The organism is Corynebacterium sp. HMSC08C04 (assembly GCF_001807495.1).
Classification (GTDB): domain Bacteria; phylum Actinomycetota; class Actinomycetes; order Mycobacteriales; family Mycobacteriaceae; genus Corynebacterium; species Corynebacterium simulans.
The window spans coordinates 56,808-81,252 of sequence record NZ_KV789192.1 but is presented as its reverse complement, the minus strand read 5'-3'; the positions used below and the strand labels follow the sequence as shown (position 1 = coordinate 81,252).

Annotated in this window: 16 protein-coding genes; 11 read left to right on the top strand and 5 right to left on the bottom strand. The window is 60.4% G+C overall.

Features of this window, described 5'->3' with window-relative positions; all coding sequences use genetic code 11:
* The first annotated feature begins 9 nt into the window (after positions 1 to 9).
* Together HMPREF3169_RS00775 and HMPREF3169_RS00770 are read left to right on the top strand one after the other, a co-directional pair.
* Positions 10 to 207 carry a DUF2613 domain-containing protein gene (locus HMPREF3169_RS00775; RefSeq protein WP_061924980.1) on the top strand — a complete coding sequence of 66 codons (198 nt, stop codon included), beginning with the start codon at positions 10 to 12 and terminating at the stop codon, positions 205 to 207.
* Positions 207 to 3,389 (top strand): alpha-(1->3)-arabinofuranosyltransferase domain-containing protein, encoded by a 3,183-nt coding sequence (locus HMPREF3169_RS00770; RefSeq protein WP_070455352.1) that lies wholly within the window; start codon positions 207 to 209, stop codon positions 3,387 to 3,389. The genes HMPREF3169_RS00775 and HMPREF3169_RS00770 overlap by 1 nt, the downstream gene beginning before the upstream one ends.
* On the opposite strand, the gene HMPREF3169_RS00765 is transcribed toward HMPREF3169_RS00770, so the two are convergent.
* The gene (locus tag HMPREF3169_RS00765) at positions 3,305 to 4,465 is read right to left on the bottom strand and encodes an acyltransferase family protein (protein WP_305763936.1); all 1,161 of its coding nucleotides are present in this window, start codon (positions 4,463 to 4,465) and stop codon (positions 3,305 to 3,307) included. The two genes, HMPREF3169_RS00770 and HMPREF3169_RS00765, sit on opposite strands and share 85 nt — an antisense overlap.
* A 61-nt stretch (positions 4,466 to 4,526) precedes the next feature.
* Here HMPREF3169_RS00765 and HMPREF3169_RS00760 point away from each other — a divergent pair, with 61 nt between their 5' ends.
* Both HMPREF3169_RS00760 and HMPREF3169_RS00755 read left to right on the top strand, forming a co-directional pair.
* A complete protein-coding gene (locus HMPREF3169_RS00760) occupies positions 4,527 to 5,678 on the top strand; it encodes a PorA family protein (RefSeq protein WP_070433128.1) in 1,152 nt (383 codons plus the stop codon).
* Positions 5,679 to 5,751: 73 nt separating this feature from the next.
* Positions 5,752 to 7,173, top strand: coding sequence for an MmpA family trehalose lipid delivery protein (locus HMPREF3169_RS00755; RefSeq protein ID WP_246815568.1), 1,422 nt, complete (start codon positions 5,752 to 5,754; stop codon positions 7,171 to 7,173).
* On the opposite strand, the gene HMPREF3169_RS00750 is transcribed toward HMPREF3169_RS00755, so the two are convergent.
* A complete protein-coding gene (locus HMPREF3169_RS00750) occupies positions 7,138 to 8,241 on the bottom strand; it encodes a glycosyltransferase family 4 protein (protein ID WP_061924992.1) in 1,104 nt (367 codons plus the stop codon). The genes HMPREF3169_RS00755 and HMPREF3169_RS00750 overlap by 36 nt on opposite strands.
* A gap of 24 nt (positions 8,242 to 8,265) precedes the next feature.
* On the opposite strand from HMPREF3169_RS00750, the gene HMPREF3169_RS00745 reads away from it, so the two are divergent.
* Positions 8,266 to 9,051: a class I SAM-dependent methyltransferase gene (locus HMPREF3169_RS00745; RefSeq protein WP_070433127.1), complete on the top strand. Its 786-nt coding sequence runs from the start codon at positions 8,266 to 8,268 to the stop codon at positions 9,049 to 9,051.
* 398 nt (positions 9,052 to 9,449) lie between these two features.
* On the opposite strand, the gene HMPREF3169_RS00740 is transcribed toward HMPREF3169_RS00745, so the two are convergent.
* On the bottom strand, positions 9,450 to 11,267 hold the full coding sequence (locus tag HMPREF3169_RS00740; RefSeq protein WP_070455351.1) for a phosphoenolpyruvate carboxykinase (GTP): 1,818 nt from the start codon (positions 11,265 to 11,267) through the stop codon (positions 9,450 to 9,452).
* Between the two features lie 407 nt (positions 11,268 to 11,674).
* Between HMPREF3169_RS00740 and trmB the strand changes: the two genes are divergently transcribed.
* From trmB to HMPREF3169_RS00710, 6 genes are read left to right on the top strand one after another with little or no spacing between them, the layout of a single operon-like run.
* Positions 11,675 to 12,451 carry a tRNA (guanosine(46)-N7)-methyltransferase TrmB gene (gene trmB, locus HMPREF3169_RS00735; RefSeq protein ID WP_070455349.1) on the top strand — a complete coding sequence of 259 codons (777 nt, stop codon included), beginning with the start codon at positions 11,675 to 11,677 and terminating at the stop codon, positions 12,449 to 12,451.
* Entirely contained in the window at positions 12,451 to 13,047 is a 597-nt protein-coding gene (locus HMPREF3169_RS00730; RefSeq protein WP_062043147.1) for an NYN domain-containing protein, read from the top strand. Before trmB ends, HMPREF3169_RS00730 begins: the two co-directional genes overlap by 1 nt.
* Positions 13,048 to 13,054: 7 nt before the next feature.
* Positions 13,055 to 15,352 (top strand): MMPL family transporter, encoded by a 2,298-nt coding sequence (locus tag HMPREF3169_RS00725; RefSeq protein ID WP_070455347.1) that lies wholly within the window; start codon positions 13,055 to 13,057, stop codon positions 15,350 to 15,352.
* Positions 15,349 to 16,365: a lysylphosphatidylglycerol synthase transmembrane domain-containing protein gene (locus HMPREF3169_RS00720; protein ID WP_062043141.1), complete on the top strand. Its 1,017-nt coding sequence runs from the start codon at positions 15,349 to 15,351 to the stop codon at positions 16,363 to 16,365. The genes HMPREF3169_RS00725 and HMPREF3169_RS00720 overlap by 4 nt, the downstream gene beginning before the upstream one ends.
* 6 nt (positions 16,366 to 16,371) lie before the next feature.
* Entirely contained in the window at positions 16,372 to 16,716 is a 345-nt protein-coding gene (locus tag HMPREF3169_RS00715) for a DUF3054 domain-containing protein (RefSeq protein WP_061925014.1), read from the top strand.
* A gap of 41 nt (positions 16,717 to 16,757) precedes the next feature.
* Positions 16,758 to 17,822 carry an HNH endonuclease signature motif containing protein gene (locus HMPREF3169_RS00710; RefSeq protein WP_061925021.1) on the top strand — a complete coding sequence of 355 codons (1,065 nt, stop codon included), beginning with the start codon at positions 16,758 to 16,760 and terminating at the stop codon, positions 17,820 to 17,822.
* A 240-nt stretch (positions 17,823 to 18,062) separates the two neighbouring features.
* Here HMPREF3169_RS00710 and HMPREF3169_RS00705 read toward each other — a convergent pair whose 3' ends face one another.
* On the bottom strand, positions 18,063 to 19,607 hold the full coding sequence (locus HMPREF3169_RS00705; RefSeq protein ID WP_070455345.1) for an acyl-CoA carboxylase subunit beta: 1,545 nt from the start codon (positions 19,605 to 19,607) through the stop codon (positions 18,063 to 18,065).
* A complete protein-coding gene (locus tag HMPREF3169_RS00700) occupies positions 19,607 to 24,388 on the bottom strand; it encodes a type I polyketide synthase (protein WP_070455342.1) in 4,782 nt (1,593 codons plus the stop codon). Before HMPREF3169_RS00700 ends, HMPREF3169_RS00705 begins: the two co-directional genes overlap by 1 nt.
* Positions 24,389 to 24,445 lie beyond the last annotated feature (57 nt).

Below are 24,445 nucleotides of genomic sequence, written 5' to 3'. Positions count from 1 at the left end.
TGTGGGTTTATGGCACTCGAGACGGACTCCCTCAACAAGCGCACCCTCGGCCCCGCCGTGGGCAGCACCGTCGTGGGCATCGCCCTCGGCGTCATCACCATCATCGGCATCGCGCAGTTTTCTAATGCTGATGCAGTTCCGTCGGACGGTGCAGTTTCCGCTTCTGATGCCGTAATGGGCGGCCCGGAGTACGGCTCTAGGAACTAATGAATGCGCAGTCCCGCTGGCGCATAGGCGGGCTTTTAGCTCTCGCTGTTTTTGTATTTACCCAGCCCTTTGGCTTGGTTGCGGCGGATACCAAGCACGATCTCACCGCTAACCCCCTGGGCTTTCTACGCGGGGCGACCAGCGCCTATACCGAGGTCTTTACGCTCGGCCAGTTACAGAACCAGGCTTATGGTTATCTTTTCCCGCAGGGCCCGTTTTTTCTTCTTACCTCGCCGCTGCCGGATTGGGTAGCTCAGCGCTTGTGGTGGTTGCTCGTCCTAGGCGTGGGCTTTTGGGGCTTCCACCGGCTGATTTATGCGTCTCTTCCTCCGCAGTTCAGAGACCTTAGGCGGGAGGGCCTTAGGCGGGAGTTTTCGCCCGTCTGGCCTTTTCTTGCGGCCCTGCTTTACGCGCTTTCGCCCCGCGCGCTGACTACGATAGGCGCAATTTCCTCGGAGACCTGGCCGGTCATGCTGGCGCCATGGGTCATCCTGCCTTTCTTGCGCCGGGAGCTAACGTGGCGCTGCGCCGCGGCAGCAGTTTTGCCGGTGGCAGCGATGGGCGCGGTCAATGCCACCGCTACCCTCGCTGCGTGTGTTCCGGCAGTGGTGGTGCTTTTGTACCGCCGAGCCTGGCGTCCCGGCCTTGTGTGGCTGGCCGGCTGCGCGGCGGTTTCTTTGTGGTGGATAGTGCCGCTTTTGGTCCTGGGGCGCTACGCCCCGCCATTTACTGAGTTCATCGAGTCTTCCTATGTCACCACCCGCTGGCTAAACCTGCCGGAAATTCTCCGCGGCACCACCAGCTGGGCACCCTTCGTCGACACGGAGCGCGCGGCCGGATATGCACTGGCCACCCAGCCTTTCTTCGTACTGGTCACCATGACGGTGGCAGCAATTGGCCTCTACGGCCTAGCACGACTGCCGCGAGTCTGGCCGGTCATGGCCTGCGTGGGCATCGCTATCCTCGGCACCCACGCCGCCTGGTATCTCAACGCGCTCGACGGCCCGCTTGCCGCGCTAAGAAACCTCCACAAGTTCGATCCGCTCGTGCGCATCCCACTGCTGCTCGGTTTCGCCGTGGCAACCTCCGCCCTGCCCCTGCCGCGGGTGCGGGACGAGTGGTTGCGGCCGGGGCGTCGCCAAGCGGTGGCGGTGCTGGTGGCCGCCATTGCCTGCGCGTCCTTCTCGCCCGCGTGGACTGGGCGTCTACTTCCCAAGGGCGCCTACGAAAAGGTCCCGGAGTACTGGCACGAGGCCGTGGACTTCCTCAACACCCATGCCCAGGGCACGCGCACGCTGCTGTTCCCCGAGGCTTCTTTCGCACGCCAGGACTGGGGTTGGACACGCGATGAGCCGGCACAGCCGCTTCTCGACGTCCCGTGGGCCGTCCGCGACGCCATCCCCCTCGTCCCGCCCGAGGCCATCCGCGGACTCGACGGCGTGGTGGCAGCCCTCCACGAAGATCCCGCCACCGGTAGCGCCGCGCTGCGCCGCCTCGGCATCGGTGCGGTGCTGCTGCGCCACGACTTAGTCTCTACAGAGGGCGCGAACGGCCGCGATGACTCCCAGCTGGCGGCCTGGCGCGATGCTTCCTCCTACGGCGGGCAGGTCCACTCTTTCGGCCCTGATGACGAGGTGGAGGTCATCATCCTCCCGCATGCCGACGATGCCGTAGGCACGCTGACCTCCGCCAATCCCGTCCGCGTGGCCGGCGGCGGGGAGTCCCTGGCCTTCCTGGATGCCCATGGTGACGATTCGGCTCCTGCCTACGAGCTCGTCGATCGTGACGCCGACATCGTCACCGATACGCCCACGCTGACCGACCGCAACTACGGCACCCTCGACGGGCCCATCTCCGCGCCTTTGGCCGAGGGAGATCCCTCGACGGTGAATAACCGCCTGCGCGACTACCCCTCCGCCGGGCCGCTGACAAAGGTGGTTTCGCACGGCGGCACAGTCCGCGCTTCTTCCTCGGCTGCCGACGCCGATGCCTTCGGCGGCGCCAATCCCGCGCGCTCGCGCACCGCTGCTGTTGACGGCGAAAATTCCACCGCCTGGTGGCCCGCCCCCGGCGATACCGGCTGGCTGGAGCTAAACAAGGACCCGAATACGCCGGCGTGGCACGCGCCGGTGGTCAAGCTCATGGCCACTGCCCACACCGAGGTCACCGTGCGCTCGGGAAGCGCGAAGGTCAAGGTTAAACTCAAGCCCTACCGCTCCCGCGAAGTGCGCGTGCCGGGTGGGGATACCCGCAGCATCCGCATCGATCTTTCCGAGCGCGTGGGCATCGCCAACGCGCAGGTCGTGGGCTCCCCCATCGAGCGCGTGGTCACCGTTCCGGCGACTTCCCCAGACGTCCACCAGTTCTTCTTCCAGCAGCTAGCTCAGGACACCCGTATCCTCATCCGTGACTTCACGGTGCCCCGCACCATGCGGTTGGAGCTGGATGCCCGCAAGCCCGTGCTTATCGACGGCGTGCGTTATAACCCCGGCGCGCACCTCCCCCTCCGCTCCGGCACCCACCGCGTGCGCAGCACCGGCGGATGGATCAGCCTGCGCGAGGTGGGCTGGTCACCGGCCGCCGACAGCAAACGAACCTCCGGCACCATCGAAGCCACGGGGCAGGACCGGCTGCTTATCACCGGCAATGCGTTTAACCCCGGCCTGCAGGGCCACCTCGATTCGGAGGCCGGCAGCATCGACCTCGCGCCGCGAGAGATCAACGCTTCCCTCCAGGCTTTTGTCATTCCCGCTGGTGCCAGCGGTAGCTTCCGCATGAGCTTTGCCGCAGCGCGCACCTATAAGGCCGCGCTTGGCTTGGGCGGCGCGCTGGCCTTGCTGACCGTGGCTGGCTGCCTGCTTTCTCTTCGCCGCCGCCCCACCGCGCCGTGGCAGCCAGCCGATGGCCGCGGTGCCCACACTCTCGCTGCAGTATGCGGCCTGGGTACGCTCAGCCTGCTCGGCCTGCCCGCCGTACTCGCGGGTGTTGCTGCGTGGGTGGTGTTGAAATGGACGTCGCTAGGCGCTGCTCCTTTAGCCGCCGCCCTGACGGCGGCGGCCGGGACCATGCTTGCCCGCGCTCCGTGGGCCAGCGGCAGCTATGCCGGCGATTCGGTCCTCGTGACCTGCTTGTGCGCGGCCTCGCTAGCCTGCGTCCTGTGGCCCAGCCGCCGCGCGAACTGACCAACCAACCGCTTGCCGGGTTCTTCCACCACGGCGTAGCTAGCGGCCGAAACCAGCAGGCTGCCCGCCACCGTCACCGCGAAGACCACGCAGAAGTCCATGACCTTGCCCGAAAACAGCGGCACTCCCAGCAATGGAAAGACCACCGACAACACCGCAACGTGCCACAAAAACAGCGAGTAGGACCAACGCCCCAAAGCCTGCCCCCACTGGCTGCTCAGCAGCGAAGACTCCCGTGGGGCCAAAGCCACAGGCGCCATCACGCACACCGCAAAGACCGCGCCCACCATGATGCGTCGCGCGAACTCCCCTGGCTCCGGATGCGCCAAACCCCGCGGGCCAAACCACTCGCGGCTAGCCAGCCACAGGCAACCACACGCCACCAGCCACCACGCCCACCGCATCCGCGGCGCACGTTTTAGCCACCCTGGAAACTGCCCGCGCACAGTTTCTGCTTCAGCTAGCAGCATCCCGACTGCAAACCACGAGGCATACGCCGGCGGCCAAATCTGCGAATTCACGTCCCCCTTGGCGTAATCAGCCACGAAGGGAACAAAGCCCCAGCCCCAGCTCAGCACCGCCGCCACAGCAATGGCCCACACCCTGCGCCGCCGCGACCATCCGCGCATCACCGCCGCCAGCAGCGGCAGCACCAGATAAAACGCGAACTCCACACACAGCGACCACAGTTGCGTAAGCCCCGGCGCCAAACCGTCGACTACATAAATCTGCGTGCCCGTTAGGTTGCTGAATAGCTGGGTAGCGGTGGCGGAATGGGCGTCGGGAAGCAGTGCGAAGACCAGCACCACACACACCAGATACGCAGGCGCCAGGCGTCCCACGCGGGACCACGCATAATCCCGCGGGCTGTGCAGGCCGCGCCGGCGCCACAGCAGGAAAGCGCTCAGCGCAAAGAACACCGAAACGAAGTAATCGAAACGCTCCGCAATCCCCCAACCGGTGCCCGTTTGAAAGGAGACATGCGTGACCACAATTCCCAAAGCGGCGCAGCCTCGCATACCATCCAACTCAGAAATATGGCGGGGTAGGCTCTTTAAGGAAGAATGGGAAGCCACACTAATTTTCCTTCCTCCTCATAATGCACGGCGCACGTAAACTGATTGGAACTCTACTGTAATGAAGCGGCTGATTAACTGGAGCTCGCGGATGACGAAGGTGATCGTCGCGGCAATCATCTTTTTGCTCCTCGGTTCTGTGCTGCCGCCGTTGTACAACAATCAGGCCCGGCCGCTGCCAGATGATCTAAACTTCACCATCGACACCGCCCCTACCCAGGGCACGGCTCTTAACGTCAGCCGCGCTGTGCAACACAAGAAGCCAGCGGATGCCCACGGCAACCCTGACTGCGATGCCAAGGATGCGCCGCTTTATTGCTATGTAGAGGACCGGAACGTTTCGCTCAAACGCACCACCCGCACCTCGCCTACTGCCGACGACGCCGTGGCTTCCGCCGATTCCCTCCTCCAGGTCACCTCGAATGGCCAGACTATCGCGGAGATCAAGGAAAACTCACTGCTCAACCGCGAATCCGCTTATCCGGTAGCAGGGCCCAATAGCTCACAGCAGGTTGATATCGCCCCGCTGAATATCTCTGCGGCTGGCCGCGACTTTTCGCGCGATGGCATCAGCTACTTCTTCCCGGCTAAGGCGGAACAGCGCAGCTACCCGTATTTCGATCCGATGACGCAGACCACAGCGCCCATCGACTTCACCGGTACCGAAAAGCGCGAGACAATTCCGACCTACATCTTCCACCAGGAAATTGAGCCGGTTGCCTTGGCCTATTCGCTGGGCATCTTGCAGCAGCAAACCCCCGATGAGAAAGCCACACGCACGAGCCCAGAGAAGCTACAGCGCTCCGGCCCGGCGCAGGCGATGTTCGATGAGGAGTCGCTGCGCCGTTTCGGGCTGGACCCCACCGAGCACGTCAGCCTCGAGCCTTTCTACACGGTCACGCGTGACGTCTGGGTAGAACCAACCACCGGCACCATCGTCGATGCTCATGAGGACATAAAGATTTTCCTCGCCACCGACCAGGACCAGGCGAAGAAGATGGTTGCCGAGGACGACACTGTCGACCGCTCCCTCTTCCAGGCCAGCTTGAACTGGTCCGATGCCACCAAGAAGGAACGTTTGGACACGGTGCGCACGACCATCAACAACGTGAAGATTCTCAGCATCGTCGGCTGGTTAGGCAAGGTCATCGGCGTTATCTTGCTGGCCTATGCCGCCTTTATGTACATGCGCCGCCACCGTGCCGGCGCCTAAACCCGCGCGCCACAGGTCCGCGCGATGCAGGTCCGCGCGCTGGGGCCTAGGGCTGTGGGGCACCCTGCTCGTGGTGGCAGTGTGCTGGCCGTTTTTCCTGCCCGGCGAGATGGTGTGGCGCGATATGGTTCTACTCCACAACCCCGGTTTTACCGCCTCCAACTTTGGGCTGGGCTCGCTGCCCGCCCGTAATGCGCCCCAGGACGGCGCGCTGACTTTGCTGGGTGGTGATTGGTTCGCACGCGTGCTCGTCACCGCTTCCGCAAGTGCTAGCGCATACGTTGCCGCGAAGTGGGCCCGCACTTCGCTTTCCGCCGCCGCTGCGATGGCTTGTGCGGTGGCCAATCCTTTCATCGTCGAGCGCCTGCTCCTGGGGCACTGGTCCCTTGCAATTGCGGGATGGCTCGCGCCAGTTCTGGCATGGGCGTGCCTGCACAAGCGCGCGATTCCCGCGTGGCTGAGTCTGTGGGCAAGTTCCCTTACTCCCACCGGCGGCGTATTCGGCGTGCTAATCGCCCTTGTTACTGGCCGTTTCAAGCTCGCCGCGGGTGGCGTGGCGCTGTGCCTGCCGTGGCTGGTGCCGGCGATTACCAACAACGCAGTTCCCGGTCCGGCTGCCGCGCAGGTGGCTGCATTCGCGCCTCGCGCGGAAGCTGGCGTGGGCACCGTCGGCGCTCTCCTTGGTCTCGGCGGCATCTGGAGCGCCGACGCCGTTCCCGACTCCCGCCACCACGGCTTTGCGCTCGCAGGGCTAGTGGTTGCAGCTGTTGCGCTGCTCGGCGCCCGCCGCCTCGCCCCCGCTTGCCGACGCCCCCTGCTCCTCCTCGCCGCCGTAGGCCTCGGCAGCGCGCTTATTTCCTGGGCTTGCCCCGGCGCACTGGCGTGGCTGATTGAAACGGTCCCCGGCGCGGGCCTGCTTCGCGACGCCTCCAAGCTAACGCTACTTGCCCTACCCCTCTACGTCGCCGGTATCGGCGCCCTGCCTAACCTCCCCGCAGCCTTGGCGCTCCTCGCCTGCCTGCTTCAGGCTCCCGACACTCCACGCGAGCTAGCTGTCCTCACGCCACGCCCCAGCGGCATTGATCACCAGCTCGTCGAAGAGCTAGACGGCCGGCTAGCACTCTTCCCGCAACGCCCCTCCCTCGTCACTTTGTCCGACGGCACCACCGCAGTCGACCCGTATTCGAAGGCCGTGAACAAACTGGAATCCGGCGAACTGCGCGTCGACGGCGTTGTAGTCGACCAAGCCCAGCCCGCCTACCGCGCAGCGCTGCAAGCTTGGCAGGACCAGGACTTAGATAAGCTCGCCCAACTCGGCGTGGGCGCGGTGGGTGTTGACGGCCGCATCGTCGCCGAGCCGCCCGCCCCCGCGCCCAAGGTTCCGTGGGCTCTTACCGCCGCCTGGGTGGCCAGCCCGCTGGCCTGCTTAGTGCTCTGGCTGCTGGTCCGTCCAGGCCTTCTAGCTACCCGCCGTCGCACGAGCGGTCTGCGTTAGCAACTTCTCAAAAGCGCGCCCCGTCTTCTCCCAGGAGTAATGTGCTGCCAGCTCACGGGCATTCTCGCCCAACTGACGGCGTAAACTCGCATCCGCAACAAGCTCGCGGACTGCCCGCACAAACTCTTCCTCGGTATCGACCAGCACGCCAGTCTGGCCCGGGATGACGCTATCGCGCAGCCCGAAGGAATAGCCCACCGTCGGCACACCGTGCTGCGCGGCCTCCATCACTGCCAGCCCCCAGCCTTCTTTGCGCGAGGGCATGAGGTGGACGTCGGCAAGCGCAAGCAAAGCGTGCTTATAGTCCTCGGTAACCTGCCCGCGGAAGCGAACCCGCGAGGCCACTCCAATGCGCTCGGCGTACTCACGCAGCTGCGCTTCCCACCAGCCGGAACCGATGACGTCGAGGACCGCGCCAGGCATCTTTGCCACCGTGTCCATCGCATGTTCAATCTGCTTGTGCGGAACCAACCGCGAGAGCGTCACCAGATGGATGGCCGTCTCGCGTTGCAGGGTCGGCACATGTTCTGGCAGTAGGTCGACACCATTTTCGATGATGTGCGCGCCTTTAATTCCCAGCTCTTCCAAATCCTGCTTGGAAGCCTGCGAGACCGTCACATAAGGGCTGCTCCGATAAACCCTTGGCGCAACCTTCGACTCCAAGAACCACCCCAAACGTGCCAAGAGAGGGCCCGCAACCGGCCATTGTTCGCGATGGCAATGATGGGTGAGCAAAACAGTTGGCGCCTTCGAGACCAGTTTGGCGAAGAAAGGAATGCCGTTCTGGGTATCGACAATGACATCGATGTTCTTGGCGTCGCCAAGCCCCAAGCGCCCGGCCAAAATGGCTAGCCACGCGCGCGGATACACGCTGAACTTGGCACCGCCGCGAGAATATAAAACGCCTTCGCGATGCTCACGCTTTGCAGCATTCATGTGCCGCGCGGTGCGGAAGACCACCTCGTGGCCTTGCGCCGCCAGGTACTCCCCGACGCGCTCCAGATAGCGTTCCGAGCCACCGCCTTGAGGGTGGGTGGAATCACGCCAGCACAGTAAAAGAATCTTCATGTCGAACTACTAGCCTAGTGGGTTATGAAACAAACCCGTGCCTTGGCCACGCTCGCGCGTTCGTGGCGCCTGCTCCGTTCTTTCCGCTTTGAGCAGACTGCGCCGGATATTTTTTACGGCGGTCTGGCCGAAGACACCGCACTGCTTATCGACGCCCTCTGCCACGACGCCGGCACCCAACTCACCGGCGCGCGCGTTCTCGACGTCGGCGGCGGCCCGGGCTATTTCGCAGAGGCCTTCGCCCGCCGCGGGGCACAGTATTTCGGCGTGGAACCGGACGCCGGGGAAATGTCCGCGGCGGGAATTGCCCTGGCGAGCGCCGTGCGCGGTGATGGCACGCAGCTACCCTTCGCTGCAGATACCTTCGACATCACATACTCCTCCAACGTGGCCGAACATATCCCGCATCCATGGGATATGGGAGAAGAAATGCTGCGCGTGTCCAAGCCCGGCGGATTGGTTGTGCTCAGCTACACCGTGTGGCTGGGCCCCTTCGGCGGGCACGAGACCGGCCTCTGGGAGCACTACGTCGGCGGCGCCTTCGCCCGCGATCGCTATACCCGCCGCCACGGCCACCCGCCGAAGAACGTCTTCGGCACTTCGCTGTTCGCGGTCTCTGCCCGCGAGGGCCTTAAGTGGGCGGAAGCTATCACCAGCAGTGGCGCCGCACTTGGCGGCGCCACTGTGGATGGTCCGACGCTAGTAGCGACGTTCCCGCGCTACCACCCCAGCTGGGCGTGGTGGGTAACGCGGGTGCCCGTCCTGCGCGAGTTCCTTACCTCAAACCTTGTCCTCGTGCTACGCCGTTGAGCCCGATTCCCCGCAAAATGTATCCAATTCAAACGTTCGGGAACATTGTTTCCGAACACGGTCGTCGTGGGTAACAATAGCTACAGCTGCATTAGCTTTATCCAAGGATGCAGTTGGCTGATCCGCGAAAATTGGGTTGCGCCCGTTAGCGTGGTGTACGAGTTTGTTTCACCGCCATTCTTTTTATCGCGGCTCAATCGACTTCTGTCCTTTTAGGCCTTTTGTTTGACCTACCATTTGCCCGAAATAACACAAAGGGTCTGGCTCCGATGCATGATCGGAGCCAGACCCTAGATGCCCAAACAGCCTGAATTCAGTTACTCAAGCTGTCCAGAAGTCGGCCTCTTCAGCAATCAGCTAACTGCTTTAGACTTAGCCAACCGTGGAAAGTAAGAAGATTAGGCGTTTTCCACGCGGGACTTCAAAGCATTGAACTCGTCCCACACCTCGGAAGGAACGCGGGAGCCCAGGAAGTGCAGCCACTCGGTATTGTCTTCCATGTCTCCAGCCCATTCGGAAGCGTTGACGGCCAGCGCCTCGCGAACATCTTCGATATCGAAGTCCAGGCCCTCGATGTCGATGTCCTCAGCGCGAGCGGTGTGGCCGACGACGGTCTCGACAGCCTCAGCCTTGCCCTCGATGCGATCGACAATCCATTTCAGAACGCGGGAGTTCTCACCGAAGCCCGGCCACAGGAAGCGGCCATCTTCGCCACGGCGGAACCAGTTGACCAGGAAGATGGACGGCATACGCTCGCCGCCCTTTTCACCCATGTCAATCCAGTGCTGCAGGTAGTCGCCAGCGTTGTAGCCGATAAACGGCAGCATAGCCATTGGGTCGTGGCGCAGTGCGCCGACCTTACCCTCCGCAGCTGCAGTCTGGCCAGAAGCCAGCAGGGAGCCGATCATGGTGCCGTGGTTCCAGCTGAATGCCTGAGTAACCAGCGGGACAGTATCCGCGCGGCGGCCGCCGAACAGGATGGCATCAATCTTGACGCCCTTCCAGTCATCGAACTCCGGTGCAGCGGTTGGGCACTGGGTAATCGGAACGCAGTAGCGAGAGTTCGGGTGTGCCGCATTGGTGGTGGACTCAGGGGTCCAGTCATTGCCAAGCCAGTCGATGAGGTGGGCTGGAGCCTCGCCCATGTCCTCCCACCAGACATCACCGTCGTCGGTAAGCGCAACGTTGGTGAAGATGGTGTTGCCCGGCTCCATGGTCTTCATGGCAATCGGGTTGGAATCGTAGTTGGTGCCCGGCGCCACACCGAAGAAGCCGTTCTCCGGGTTGACGGCGTACAGGCCGTCCTCGCGCAGGTGCATCCACGCGATGTCATCACCGACAACCTCTGCGGACCAGCCCGGGATGGTCGGGGTGATCATCGCGAGGTTAGTCTTGCCACAAGCAGACGGGAAAGCCGCCGCAACGTGGTAGTTCTTGCCCTCTGGGTTGGTCAGCTTCAGGATGAGCATGTGCTCAGCCATCCAGCCCTCTTCTTTGCCCATAACAGAAGCGATGCGCAGCGCGTAGCACTTCTTGGCCAAGATGGCGTTTCCGCCGTAACCGGAACCATAGGACCAGATTTCCTTGGTCTCTGGGAACTGGGTGATGTACTTGGTCTCGTTGCACGGCCAAGCCACATCCTCCTGGCCCTCCTCCAAAGGAGCGCCGACAGAGTGCAGAGCGTGCACGAAGTCGCCGTCCGCACCGATCTTCTCCAGTGCCTGTGCTCCCATGCGGGTCATGATGCGCATGGACAAAACGACGTACTCGGAGTCAGTCAGCTGCACACCCAGCTTTGGCTCTGGGTCGCTGATTGGCCCCATGCAGAAAGGAACGACGTACATGGTGCGGCCCTTCATGGAGCCGCGGAATGCCTCTGCCATCTCCTCCTTCATCGCCGCTGGCGGTGCCCAGTTGTTCGTAGGGCCCGCATCTTCCTCAGACTCAGTGCAGATGAAAGTGCGGGACTCTACACGCGCGACGTCGGAAGGGTTAGAGCGAGCCAAGTAGGAGTTCGGGCGCTTTTCCTCGTTCAGCTTGATGAGCGTGCCCTTTTCGACGAGCTCGCCTGCCAGACGATCTGCTTCTTCCTGGGAGCCGTCTACGAAGACCACGCGCTCCGGTTGGAAGAGTTCAACACTTTCGCTAATCCAAGAAATGAGCTTTTCGTTGCTCGTTGGCAACTCGCCGACGAGGCCTTTAATGGTGGCGGTCATCTAAGAATCTCCTAGTGGTCCGGTTCGTGAGGATTTTTACCGCCGAGGAACATCTACCGGGTTCTTGGCCGGAGCACACGTCCCCCACGGGTCTTTCACCACAAGATTAACCCCACGTCGCCGCGAATTAGGGTCAAAATTAGGCATTCAAAGCCAATATGGTTATAACCATGCCGTTCACCACAACTTAACCAAGCGTATGCCGTTGTGACATACAGCATACAGCCCCTCACTCCACCCCAATACGGGGCTGAAATGTTCAGAAGTGGGCGCAGCTTTGTCTGGAATAATCCACCCCCTCGAGACTCAACCCGGTTATATCCACCGCGTAAAGTTCCCTCCACCACCCAGCGAAAAGCGGCGCGGCACTTTGTTAGAGGCATAAGCACAGGGAACAATAAAGAGCAATGAATACTGCAGATAATCCTCAAAACTCCCCAGCCGGCGAAATGCCTCACGGCCGCCCGCTGCAGACCGACTTCAACGCTGAATTCGGCAACGACCTCGATTACCCACGCCTCGGCAACGTCACCTTCCGTCGCGGCACACTCACGGACAACCAGAATGCCCTCTTCGAAGAGCACTGGCCACGCCTAGGAGCAATGCTTGCCGACGAACGCCTCGACATCGATTCCTGGTTCGGCCGCACCGGCGCCAAGACCATCGTCGAAATCGGGTCCGGCACCGGCACTTCCACCGCCGCTATGGCACCGCTCGAGCAGGACACCAACATCATCGCCGTCGAGCTCTACAAGCCGGGCCTAGCCAAGCTCCTAGGCTCTGTCGTTCGCAACGACATCGACAACATCCGCATGATCCGCGGCGACGGCATCGAGGTGATGGTCCGCATGTTTGCGCCAGAATCCTTGGACGGCATCCGTGCCTTCTTCCCTGACCCATGGCCGAAGGCCCGCCACCACAAGCGCCGCATCATCCAATCCGGCACCCTCAACCTCTTTTCCTCCCGCCTGAAGAAGGGCGGTGTTCTGCACGTCGCTACCGACCACGCGGGGTACGCAGAGTGGATCAACGAGCTTGTCGACGTCGAGCCCGCCCTCCGCTACAAAGGCTGGCCATGGCCCGAGTGCCCGCAGCTGACTGACCGCCAGCTCATCACCAAGTTCGAGGGCAAGGGCCTCGACAAAGACCACGTCATCACCGAGTACCTGTGGGAGAAAATCTAATGCAAGGTTCCTACCTACTCATCTGGGACGCCCCCAACATGGACATGGGGCTAGGCGCCATCCTCGGTGGCCGCCCAACTGCAGCGCACCGCCCACGTTTTGATGCCATCGGCCGCTGGCTCGTCGATATCGCTCTGCAGAACGACGCCCAGCCAGAAGCTGCCGTCTTCACCAACGTCACCCCCGGCGGCGCTGACGTCATCCGCCCGTGGGTCGAGGCGATCCGTAACGTCGGCTTCGCAGTCTTTGCCAAGCCGAAGCTGCACGAGGACGACGATGTCGATCCAGACATGGTGGATTACATCCAGGCCAACCGCGACAAACTCGAAGGCGTCATCGTCGCCTCCGCCGACGGCCAGAATTTCCAGTCCCTCCTCGAAGAAATCGCAGCCGAGGGCAAGCCCGTCTGCGTTCTCGGCTTCCACGAGCATGCCTCTTGGGCCGTGACACACGATGACATCGAATTCGTCGACCTCGAGGACATCGAAGGCGTCTTCCGCGAGCCACTGCCGCGCATCAACCTCGACAACCTGCCAGAAGGCGGCGCCTGGTTGCAACCATTCCGCCCGCTCACCGCCCTACTCAAGCAGCGTTAGGAGGACCATGTTCTACGCTTGGGGCCGCTTTTCCTATGCGCATCGCAAAGTCGTCCCGCTCGTCATTGTTGGCATCATCCTGCTGCTTTTCATCGGCTTCGGTACTCGCTTAGGCGAGCGCATGAGCCAGGAAGGCTGGGAGGATCCCGGCGCGGCGTCGACAAGCGCAGCCCGCATCGAACAGGAAACCTTCGGGCGCGATAACTCCGGCGACGTCATCCTGCTGTTTTCTGATCCCGATCAGAACTTTGCCGCAGCAAAGGACCACCTCGCAACGCTAAAAGAACAGCACCCGCAGGAAATCGATGGCATCACCAGCTACTTTGATACCAAGAACCCAAACTTGGTCAATCGTGACCACAGCACTGCCTTTGCCGCTATCAGTCTCAAAGGCGACGGCGAACAGACGCTGAAGGACTTCCGCGCGATTGAAAGCGACCTCACCGCCACCGACATCCCGGTCAAAGTCGCTGGCGCTACTGCCGTCGCTGACAGCCTCGATGAGGGCATGGCGCACGACATCTCCCGCGCTGAAAAAGCAGCCCTTCCTTTGGTTGGTCTCCTACTGCTGATTGTCTTCGGCTCGGTTGTCGCTGCCTGCATGCCGCTTGTTGTAGGTGGCCTTTCTATCTTGGGCTCGCTGGGTATTTTGTCTGTGCTCGCTGGCTTCCAGCAGGTCAACGTCTTTGCCCAGGCCGTCGTAACGCTGCTCGGTTTGGGCCTTGCTATCGACTACGGCTTGTTCATGGTCTCTCGCTTCCGCGAGGAGCTGGATAAAGGCCGCTCGACCCCCGATGCCGTTGCCACCACTACCGCCACAGCCGGCCAAACCGTGGTCTTTTCCGCGGGCATGGTGACCGTGGCGTTGTCTGGTCTTTTCCTATTCCCGCAGGCCTTCCTGAAGTCCGTGGCTTATGGCTCGATTTCTGCAGTAGGCCTAGCAGCGCTGTTGTCTGTGACCGTCTTGCCGGCGCTTTTCGGCCTGCTGGGCAAGCGCATCGACAAGTTCTCCGTGCGCAAGACTTCTCGAAAAGCCCGCCGTTTAGAAGACACAGTGTGGTACAAGCTTCCTCGTTGGGCCATGCGCCATGCCAAGCTCATGACCGTGGCCATCTGCGGCCTGCTCATTGCCCTTACCTTGCCGGTTCTTGGCGTTAAGTTCGGTGGCATCAACGAGACCTACCTGCCGCCACAACATGAAACCCGCATGGCTCAGGACGAGTTCAACGAGCAGTTCCCGTCCTTCCGCACTGAACCGGTAAAGCTAGTGGTAACTAACGCCACCAATCAGCAGCTTGTCGACGTCGTCATGCAAGTACGCCAGCTCGAAGGCCTCACCAAGCCGATGGGCCCTGTTACTCCAACGAAGGACGGCACCACCGTCCTTGCTGCGGGTATCAAGGATCGTGATGACTACGCCCGTATCGTCCACGAACTCGAGCAGGTGGAAGCACCGGAGGGCGTTGAGCTCTATGTGGGAGGCACTCCGGCCATGGAGGTTGAGTCTTTGGATGCCCTCTTCCACAAGCTGCCGTGGATGGCACTCTACGTCGTCCTGGCAACATTCGTGCTGATGTCTCTAGTTTTCGGCTCTTTCATCTTGCCGATTAAGGCCATTTTGATGACGCTGCTCTCCCTCGGCGCAACGCTCGGCATTTTGACCCTGATGTTCGTCGACGGCTTGGGAGCGAGCGCTTTGAGCTTTACTGCCGGCCCGCTGATGAGTCCAATTCTGGTGCTTATCATTGCCATCGTCTTCGGTCTTTCCACCGATTACGAGGTCTTTCTAGTCTCCCGCATGGTGGAGGCAAGGCGTCGTACGGACGGTGCCGATACAGATGAAGCCATCGCCATCGGCACTGCGCACACCGGTGGCATTATTACGGCTGCGGCTCTCATCATGATTGTAGTGGCAGGCGCTTTCGGCTTTTCCGACATCGTGATGATGAAATACATCGCTTTCGGCATGATTTTTGCACTGCTTATCGACGCCACCATCGTCCGCATACTGCTCGTCCCCGCCGTCATGCACTTGCTGCGGGAAGACAACTGGTGGGCGCCCCGCTTCATCCATCGCGCTTACGACAAGTTGGGTCACGGCCGCGAACCCGCCCCAGCTTCCAGCCAGCCAGCTTCGGTCTCTGCACCGTCTGCTGCCCAACCAACCGCTGCCGCGATGCCATCTAAAGACGAGGACGAAGGCCCCGAGCGCAGTGGCCGTTCCCTCGCGGAAGACTCTTCCCTCATCCCATTCAGCGAGCTCATGCAGCGCCTCCAAGCCGATAAGCGCACGGGAGAGCGATGAAGAAGAACTGGTTAACCTGGATTGTTTCGCTGCTCATCCTGATCGCACTCGGATGGTTCTTTCGTGGCCACCTGAGTTTTATCGCCGAGGGCCTAACACGCCTTCGGCATGCGGAGCCGCTACCAGTCGTGCTGGTTGTACTCTTCGCATTCGGGTCTATTGCCGGCATGGCAGAGGTCATGCGTCTGCTCATCAAGGCCGGCAAGATTGAGGTCCCGCTGCGGGAAACTTATGCAATTACGCTGGCCTCCAATTCCTGGTCCACCACCCTTCCCGCAGGACCGGCCTTCGCTGCGATCCTGACATTCCAGGTACAGCGCGGGTGGGGCGCATCGGTGGCATTGTGCAGCTATTTCCTGTTCCTGTCATCGATCATTTCCTCGATGTTCCTGGCTCTCATCGGCGTCGCCGGTGTGTTTTTCTTGAACGCGGATATGGCATTGGGGTCGTTGCTGACCACCATCGTCCTGATGCTGGCGGCAATGGGCGCTATCTTCTGGATTACATCCCACCCGGCAACCATTCAGCGCTGGCTAAACCACCAGCGAGTTCTCAAGGGTGCGAAGCTAGCGCGCGTCCGCAAGGAAGTAAACAACCTTGACGAGGTGCACTTGAGCCGCGGCCCGTTTGCGGTCATTTGTATCTCCTCGCTCTTGCACCGCCTGTGCGACATGCTCGCTTTGTGGGCCAGCGTGTGGGCCATTACTGGAGAAATTCCTTGGCTACGCGCTGCTGAAGACCACACAACGATGGCCGGCATCGCCCTCGCTTTCCTCGCCGCAAAGCTGGCGGGCTCGGCGCAGGTTACGCCGGGCGGTCTTGGAACGGTGGAGGCCGCCCTCATTGCGCCGCTGGTGGCTACGGGCCTGACTGCCGCACATGCCACCTCCGCAGCGATTATCTACCGCCTTATTTCCTTTGCTCTGGTCACTATCATTGGCTGGGTCATCTACTTTGTGCATTACGCCAGCAAGGGGCTGACCTACCAAGCGCTGAATCGAAAGGACACTTAAACACTCATGCGCACAGCACCGATTATCGACATCATCGCCCTCGCCATCTTCGCAGTTCTCGCCCGCATTGCGCATGGAGGGCTCTCCTTCAGTAGCTGGGTTGATGCATTCTGGCCGTGGACCGTCGGCGCTCTTCTCGGATGGGTTATCATCCTCGCTGCAAAAATCGGTGGTCGTTGGAAGGAAGGCCTCGTAGTTTGGCTTTCTGCTGTAATTGGCGGAATGGCTCTATGGATGCTGGTGAACGGCCGCCTTCCGCACTACAGCTTCCTTATCGTTGCAACCACGATGTCGGCACTGTTCTTCTTCGGCTGGCGCGGTATCGCCGCACTCGCTTCCCGCCGCCACTAGTTCCAGTTGCGGGGCCACCCCACGCCGTTTATGGTTTGGGCATGAAGTTGGGGGACTTACTCGGGGTACTTGCGCGCGGTATGCACGTGGTCTCGTTATGTGCGGGCCACAACCGCAGCGAGTTGGTGGCGATGGGCGCCACCGAGTCTTTTGCGCAGTCCTTGTTGTCCTTGCATGAAATCTATTTTGGAAAGACTGCTTTCAGCGCCATGCAGCGCGCAGCGCGAAATACTTCGCACTCTTTGGAATCGCTGCGAGAGATTGAAAAGTACGTCGGCCGCGTTAGGGATAAGCGCAAAGCTTGGCGCCTACGAGAAGAACTGTGTGCCACCAGGGAGCGCGATATTGCCAAGGTGGCTGTCGCCCGCCTGAAAGAGCTAAGGAAGCCACCGCAGGTTGCCCGCGGGGTAAAGGTGCTACGGCGCGATAATGGCCCGCACAGTCTCGTCATTACTGACTCCCCGCGCGCTATTGCTGATTTATTCGGCACCATCAAAGCCACTGCTAAAGACCCCACTGCCGCCGCAACTGCGGCTGAAGAAGCTGCAGCCGGCCTCGACTTGCTCGGAGCAGTCCGCCAAGTATTTAGCGGCGCTGGCTCCAGCTCGCCACAGCTGCATGCGCACGTGATTGTGCGCTTGGAACAGCTAGATAAAATCGCCCGCGGTGACGGCGACGATATCCAGCTTCTGGCCACAGATGGCGGAACGCTAAGCGGCGCAGAGTTCATCCAGAAGCGTTTCGCAGACATCGGCTTCGTTACCCTCGTTCATCCAGAAATTGGCCCGGTTAACTTGTACCGCACGCGGCGTTTTGCGTCGGCAAAACAGCGCACCATGTTGGCGGCTGAGCATCCCACCTGCGCATGGCTGGGCTGCCGGCGCCCAGCCAACGAATGCCAATTCCATCACCTGGATAGATGGGAAGACGGCGGAATGACAAACATCGACAATTTGGTTCCGTTATGCCACTACCACAACGCCATCAACGATGATTCACCCGATAAACCCACCGGCCGCGGAAGAATGGCCCGCTTGAGAGGTCGAATATGTTGGTTGCCTCCCGGCGGTGGCAGACCAGTCGTAGTTCCCAGCCCTGCAATATAAACCCCGCTATACAAAAAGAGTCTTCCCACAAGTTGCCCTGTGGGAAGACTGCTTTCGGCTGCCAGAAAGGCTTCTGGCAAAAGTTCTTAGCTGGACATTGCTGCGCCATAGTTGAAAATCATAACGACGTAGTTGATGATTTCACCGACAATATCGAGTGCGCTAGACAGCAACATTTACTTTCTCCTTCATTTCTGAGGTCGTTTCATCCACCTTTATCGTCCGCTCCCCTTTAGGGCGTTACATCGGCGCGATGGTGTGCTTCTTAGGCAAGTCACTTTCGGTCTTCGTGGCCAGCTGGCGCAATGCCTGACGCAATGCCAAACGCGACTGGCTCGGCTCCACCATTGCATCGAGATATCCACGCTCCGCCGCCACGTATGGAGCAGTCATGGTTTCGTCGTAGAAGTCCATAAACATTTTCTTTGTCATGGCGCGCGCTTCCGGCGTTTCGGCGGCTTCCAACTGCTTGCCTGCAATCATCACAACTGCGGCCGCAGAGCCCATCACAGCGATCTGCGCGGTCGGCCAGGCCAGGTTAATATCACCGGTCAGGTTCTTTGAACCCATAACCGCATAAGCGCCGCCATAAGCCTTTCGCACAATCAGCGAAACCTTCGGCACCGTTGCTTCCACGACCGCAAAGGCGAACTTTGCACCGCGGTGGATAAGCCCCGCCTTTTCCTGCTCAACGCCCGGCAGGTAGCCCGGAGTATCAACGACGAAGACGAGCGGAATGTTATAAGCATCGCAAATACGGATAAAGCGCGCGCCCTTATCCGCAGCATCGGCATCGATACAACCGGCCAGATGCATCGGGTTATTGGCAACAAAACCGACAGCCTTGCCATCAATTCGGCCAAAGGCGGTAATCATGTTCGGCGCGTAGTTTTCTTGTAGCTCGATGATTTCTTCGTCATCACCAAGCTGTGCCAAAAGCTCCAACATGTCATAGCCCGCGTTTGTGTCGTCAGGCATGAACTCATTGAGCTCTGGATCTTCGAGCTCCGAATCCTCGGGAGCTGCAAACTCCGGCGCCTCATCGAAACAAGTCAGCGGCAGATGGTCCAGCAAGTCTCGTACCAAATCGAAAGCATCGTCTTCCGAGGCAACCACAGCGCTAACGTTTCCGTTTAGCTCCTGCTGGCGCGCAGAACCAAGGTCATGGGAAGTAATCTCCTCACCCGTGACCTCCTTGATGACGTTAGGGCCGGTCACATACATCTCGGCCTCACCATCGACTGCGATAACGAAGTCAGTAGTAACCGGGGCGTACACAGCACCGCCAGCAGACTTACCCATCATGATGGAAATCTGCGGGCTACGACCACTAAGTGGCAGCTGGCGACGCGCAATTTCCGAATACATCGCCAGCGAAGTCACTGCATCCTGAATACGCGCGCCACCGGAGTCCTGAATACCAATTACTGGGCAGCCGATCTTGATGGCCATGTCCATAATCTCGGTAACCTTCTTACCGAAGATAACGCCAACCGAGCCGCCATAAACCGTCTTATCGTGCGCATAGATGCACACTGGGCGGCCATTCACGCGGCCATAACCGGTGACAACGCCGTCCGAGTAAATCGCGTCCGGGTCACCCGGGGTCTTTGCCAAGGCACCCGTTTCAACGAAAGAACCTTCGTCGAGCAGCGCATTAATACGCTGACGCGGGGTTGAGCGGCCGGCGTCATCGCGGCGCTTGCGGGAGCGCTCGCTGCCTGGGTCCTGCGCGCGCTCCAGGCGCTGGCGCAGGTCTTCCAGCTTATGAGCAGTAGTAGTCACTACCGAATCTTCTCCTCGATCCAATCATTGATGTGCTTGCCCACGATACCGATAGCCGGCTCATCAGGAACTGCTAGGTGATCGCCCTGCAGCTGCACGATTTCCAGATCCTCAACGATAGCGCCCCAGCCACCATCCGGGTTAATCTCGGCATACCGCGGTTCGAGTTCAATGGCACCTTCATGCATGCGCTCCGAGCGGAACAAAATCACCGGGACGTCAACATCAGCCCAACGCTGCATATCCAACTTGCCCAGAATCTGATTGTCCACGAAGGACGCGCGCTGATGCTCCAAGACACCAGCAGCCAAGCCGTGCTCAGATGCATCGGTGTTAGACAGGAACTCTGCGAGCATGGTCATCAAGGCATCCTCGCCCATGGTCTCGAGCATCTCGTATGGCGGCTCGAAGTCTAGGCCATAAGTTTTCTTTGCGAAGGCAGCGTAACGACCCCACCGCGCCTTAGTCTCCTCGAGAGTATCCGGAGCAGGATCTGAAGGCTGAGTGGTATCGAGCAACGCGATGAAAGCAACCTCTGCGCTTTCCTCACCGCGCTTTGTGCGGTCCGCTAGCTGGTAGGCAACCTCATAGGCTAAAGCACCACCGAAGGACCAGCCGCCGAGAACTACCTTGCGGCCGCGGGCGTACTTGATGATGTCATCGATATAGGCAGTAGCGCGCTCCTCCAAGGAGCCTTCGATCCTTTCGACGCCGTAGACTGCGACATCACTTGGCAGACGACGCGCCAGTGGTTGGTAGACAACCGTCGTTCCGCCGGCAGGGTGGAACATAAAGACAGCGGGTCCCTCGGCTTCGCGGAGAACGCGGATGTTGCCTTCGACTTCGGTCTCCAGCCCCTCGCGAACAAGGTCCGCCAAAGGTTCGAGGGTCTCGGCATCGAGGACTTGCTGAGTTGTGACTTCAATGCCAGCACGCTCGCTCAGGCGCTGCGCGATATCCGCCGCTACAGATTCATCAATCTGCGGAAGCTGAGAGGTCACGCCCGCTGCTGCCTTGCCGGTAAAGGTTGCCCAGGTGCCAAAGACCATGCGCTCAGAGGCATCACGAGGGGCAACACCCACGCCTTCAGCGCTGTTTTCTGCATCGTGCTTGTCGACGCCGTCCTTTTCAGCGTCGGCTTCTACAGCGCCAACCTCCGCAGCGCTGGTCTCGGCAGCACCAGCAACAGACTTACCGGCGACGGCATCCTCGACCATGGTGATGACATCGGCGAGAGAGGCGTCGCGAAGCGCTTGCACCTGCATCGGTGGAATCTGGAAGTCATTTTCCACGCGATTCTTAATACGCATGCCCATCAACGAGTCCAGGCCTAGGTCGATCAGCGGCAACTCACGCGGCAGGTCAGAAACGTCGTAGCCCATTGACTCAGAGACGATCAGCGAAAGCCGCTCCTCCACCGTCTCCTTCGATGGGTCCCAACGCACAGCTTCTACGTCGCTGACGTCAGTAAAGGATGCCGGTGCACTCGGTGCGGCAGGTTCGGCAATCGCAGCCACACCCGGAATGCCGGTTTCAGCCAAGTTCAATGCGGAAGCGAAACCCTCTGCAACCAGCTGCGTAGCCGGACCGTTCACAAAGTAAACCGCAATCGACAGGCCGCCCAATGACTTCGACACCACAGTGGTTACCTCACCCTGCGGTGGCAAGTCACCGTGCTCCTCCGAAGCCACAATCTGTGCCCCCGGAGTAACCGCCTCAGCAGCAGCCTCCAAAATTGCCAGAGCAGAAGGAGCTTGGTCTGCATTCGTCGAGAACGCAACCTTGCCCTCCGGCAGGTTAACTCGCGCACCTGGCAAACCAGAGATGCCAGAAGAAGGACGGGCATTCGTCCAGAAGCGCTGGCGCTTGAACTGGGTGTGAGGGGCGTCGACAAGCGCGCCCGAACCAAAGACCGCGGTGTAGTCCACCGGCGCACCAGCCACATACAGCTTCGCCAGAAGGTCTAACAAAGACTCCGTCGGATCAACTTTCCGCTTCAAGCTAAACAGCAACTGTGCGTCAGACTTACCAACTGCAAAGGCAGTCGACATTAGCCCCATCAACGCAATTGGGTTCGGTGATATTTCCACAATCTGCGTATGTCCAGAGGCAAAAGCAGCTTCCGTAGCATCCTGCAGCATGACCGGCTGGCGAGTCATACGAATCCAGTAATCCTCATCGTGGACAAGGGCACCTGGGCGGTAGATTTCACCGCGATCAACAGAGCTGTACAGCGTCGTGTGCAGCGGCCGTGGTTCGATACCAGCGATATCTGCATACAACTCGCCCAGAATTGGGTCCACAGCCGAGGTATGTCCTGCACCTTTCACGTTAAGAGCGCGTGCGAACTTTCCTTCTGCATCCAGCTTTTCCACCAAAGCGAGGACCTCAGGGCGCGGACCGCCAACAGTTGTCATACCAGGGCCGGTGTAGACGGCAGGTTCAATGTTGCCGTCAAGAGCTTCGATCTCGGCAGAAGTCAGCTCAACGACAGCCATTGCGCCTTGTTCTTCCTCACCGAGCGAGTTTTCACCTTCGCCCATCAAGCGGGAACGGTGAGCGGCGATAAGCATGGCGTCTTCTGCAGTGATACCGCCGGAAGCGTAGGCAGCGGCGATTTCGCCCATGGACATACCGATAACACCCGCCGGACGAACGCCGAAGGATGCAAGAAGGTCCGTCAAAGCAATCTGGATTGCGGTAATCGCTACCTGGGCGGTTTCAGTGTTATAGGTTTGGGCGTCGTCGGCAACGATGTCAAGGATGGACCACCCGGACTCGAATTCGACGATTCGGTCGAGTTCTTCCAAGCGTTCCTTAAACGCTGGAGAAATCTCGAGCACATCCTTAACCATCTTGCGGTGCTGGGAACCGAAGCCGGAGTAGATAAAGACAGGGCCTGGTACAGACGGGGAATCTGCAGAGGCGATTCCCATGGAGACCTTGCCGTCGGCTACCTGACGCAAACGCTTGACGACGTCTTCTTCACTGACGCCCGTCACCACTGCACGGGAGCGTGCATGGTTTCGGCGCGCAAGCGTGCGCGCGAGAGAAAGCAGGTCAGGATGTTCTTGCTCGATGTAGTCAGCGATCTGGCCTGCAGCAGCCGCGCGACGGGATGGCAGAAGACCGGAAATCGGCAGGGAGACTGGAGCGCCCTCGTCGATGTTGACCTGCGCTGCGGTCTCGGCAGTCAGGCCGCGGTAGTCGGTGAGGACGACGTGCGCGTTGGTTCCACCGAAGCCGAAGCCTGAGACACCGGCGACCTTCTGGCCCGAGTATTCCGGCCACTCGCGGGGATCCTCAACGACTTCGAGGTGCTCGTTGTCGAAATCGATGTAGCGGTTTGGGGCGGAGAAATTGATGCTTGGCGGGATGACACCGTGGCGCATCGACTCGATGACCTTAATGAGGCCAACTACGCCAGCAGCGGATTCAGAGTGACCGATGTTCGACTTCGCAGAACCGAGAAGCATCGGCGCTGCCGTTTCGCGCCCGGAACCGAGAACACGGCCAAGGGCGGTGGCCTCGATTGGGTCTCCGAGGATGGTGCCGGTGCCGTGGGCTTCGACGTAGTCGACTAGCTGCGGGTCAATACCAGCGTCGGCGTAGGCGCGCTCAAGGACGTCAACCTGCGCGTCTGGGTTCGGGGCGGTTAGTCCGTTGGAGTGGCCGTCGGAGTTAACGGCAGTGCCCTTGATGACGGCGAGGATGTTATCACCATCGCGCTCGGCATCGGCGAGACGCTTGAGCACCAAAACGCCGGCGGCATCAGAGCGGACGATACCGTCGGCGTCGTCGGAGAAAGCGTGGATAGCGCTGGTCGGGGAGATAACTCCAAGTTCGCTAAAACCAGTCGAGGCATGCGGAGCTGCGAGGATATTAACGCCGCCGGCCAAAGCTACGTCAGAGGCACCTGTGCGCAGGTCATTGACGGCTTGGCTAACAGCGACCAGCGAGGAGGAGCATGCAGTGTCCACGTTGATGGAAGGGCCACGCAGGTCCAGTGCGTAGGAGATGCGGTTGGCCACCACTGCAGAAGAGGTGCCGGTCATGGCATAAGGGTGCATCTCTGCAGGGTCAGCGACGATGAGCATGCCGTAGTCATTGTTAGTCGAGCCCATGTACACGCCCGTTGCAGTGCCGCGCAGCTGGTTGGCTGGAAGCCCTGCGTCCTCGAGCGCTTCCCAAGCTAGTTCGAGAAGAATGCGCTGCTGAGGATCCATGTTCGCGGCTTCGAGGGGAGAAAGCCCAAAGAACTCCGCATCGAAGCTAGCAATGTCTTCGAGGTAACCGCCATCGGTGTTCTGGTTAGCGATCTTTTCCGAGACCGTCGGCTCTGCGGCGTACTCCGACCAGCGGCCCATAGGTAGCGGGCCGGTTCCGGCACGGCCTTCGACCAACATGTCCCAGAACTCTTTGACGTTCTGCGCGCCGGGGAAACGGCCAGCTTCACCGATAATCGCGATATCGCCGCCAATGATGCCGGCATTGCGCGAGGAGGCGGTACCGCTGCTGGAATCGGCCGCGGAGTTGCTCGAGGATGCTACACCGTTGACCAGACGGTCAGCGAGCTGTGCAATAGTCGGGTATTCATAAGCGACAGTCGGTTCTAACTTCATCCCGAGTAGGTTCTCCAGTTCACCGGAGAGAACCACTGCATCGCGGGAGGACAACCCGAAGTTTTCTAGAGGCTTGCTATCAGTAATTTCCTCAGCGGATAGGCCGGTGGTTTGCGCGACCCAATTGCGTAGCCAGCCTCGTAGTTCTTCAACAGTCATCTAAATTAGCTTTCTATAAATGGGGAGTTTCCGCACAATTCTGCACAGCACTGGTTG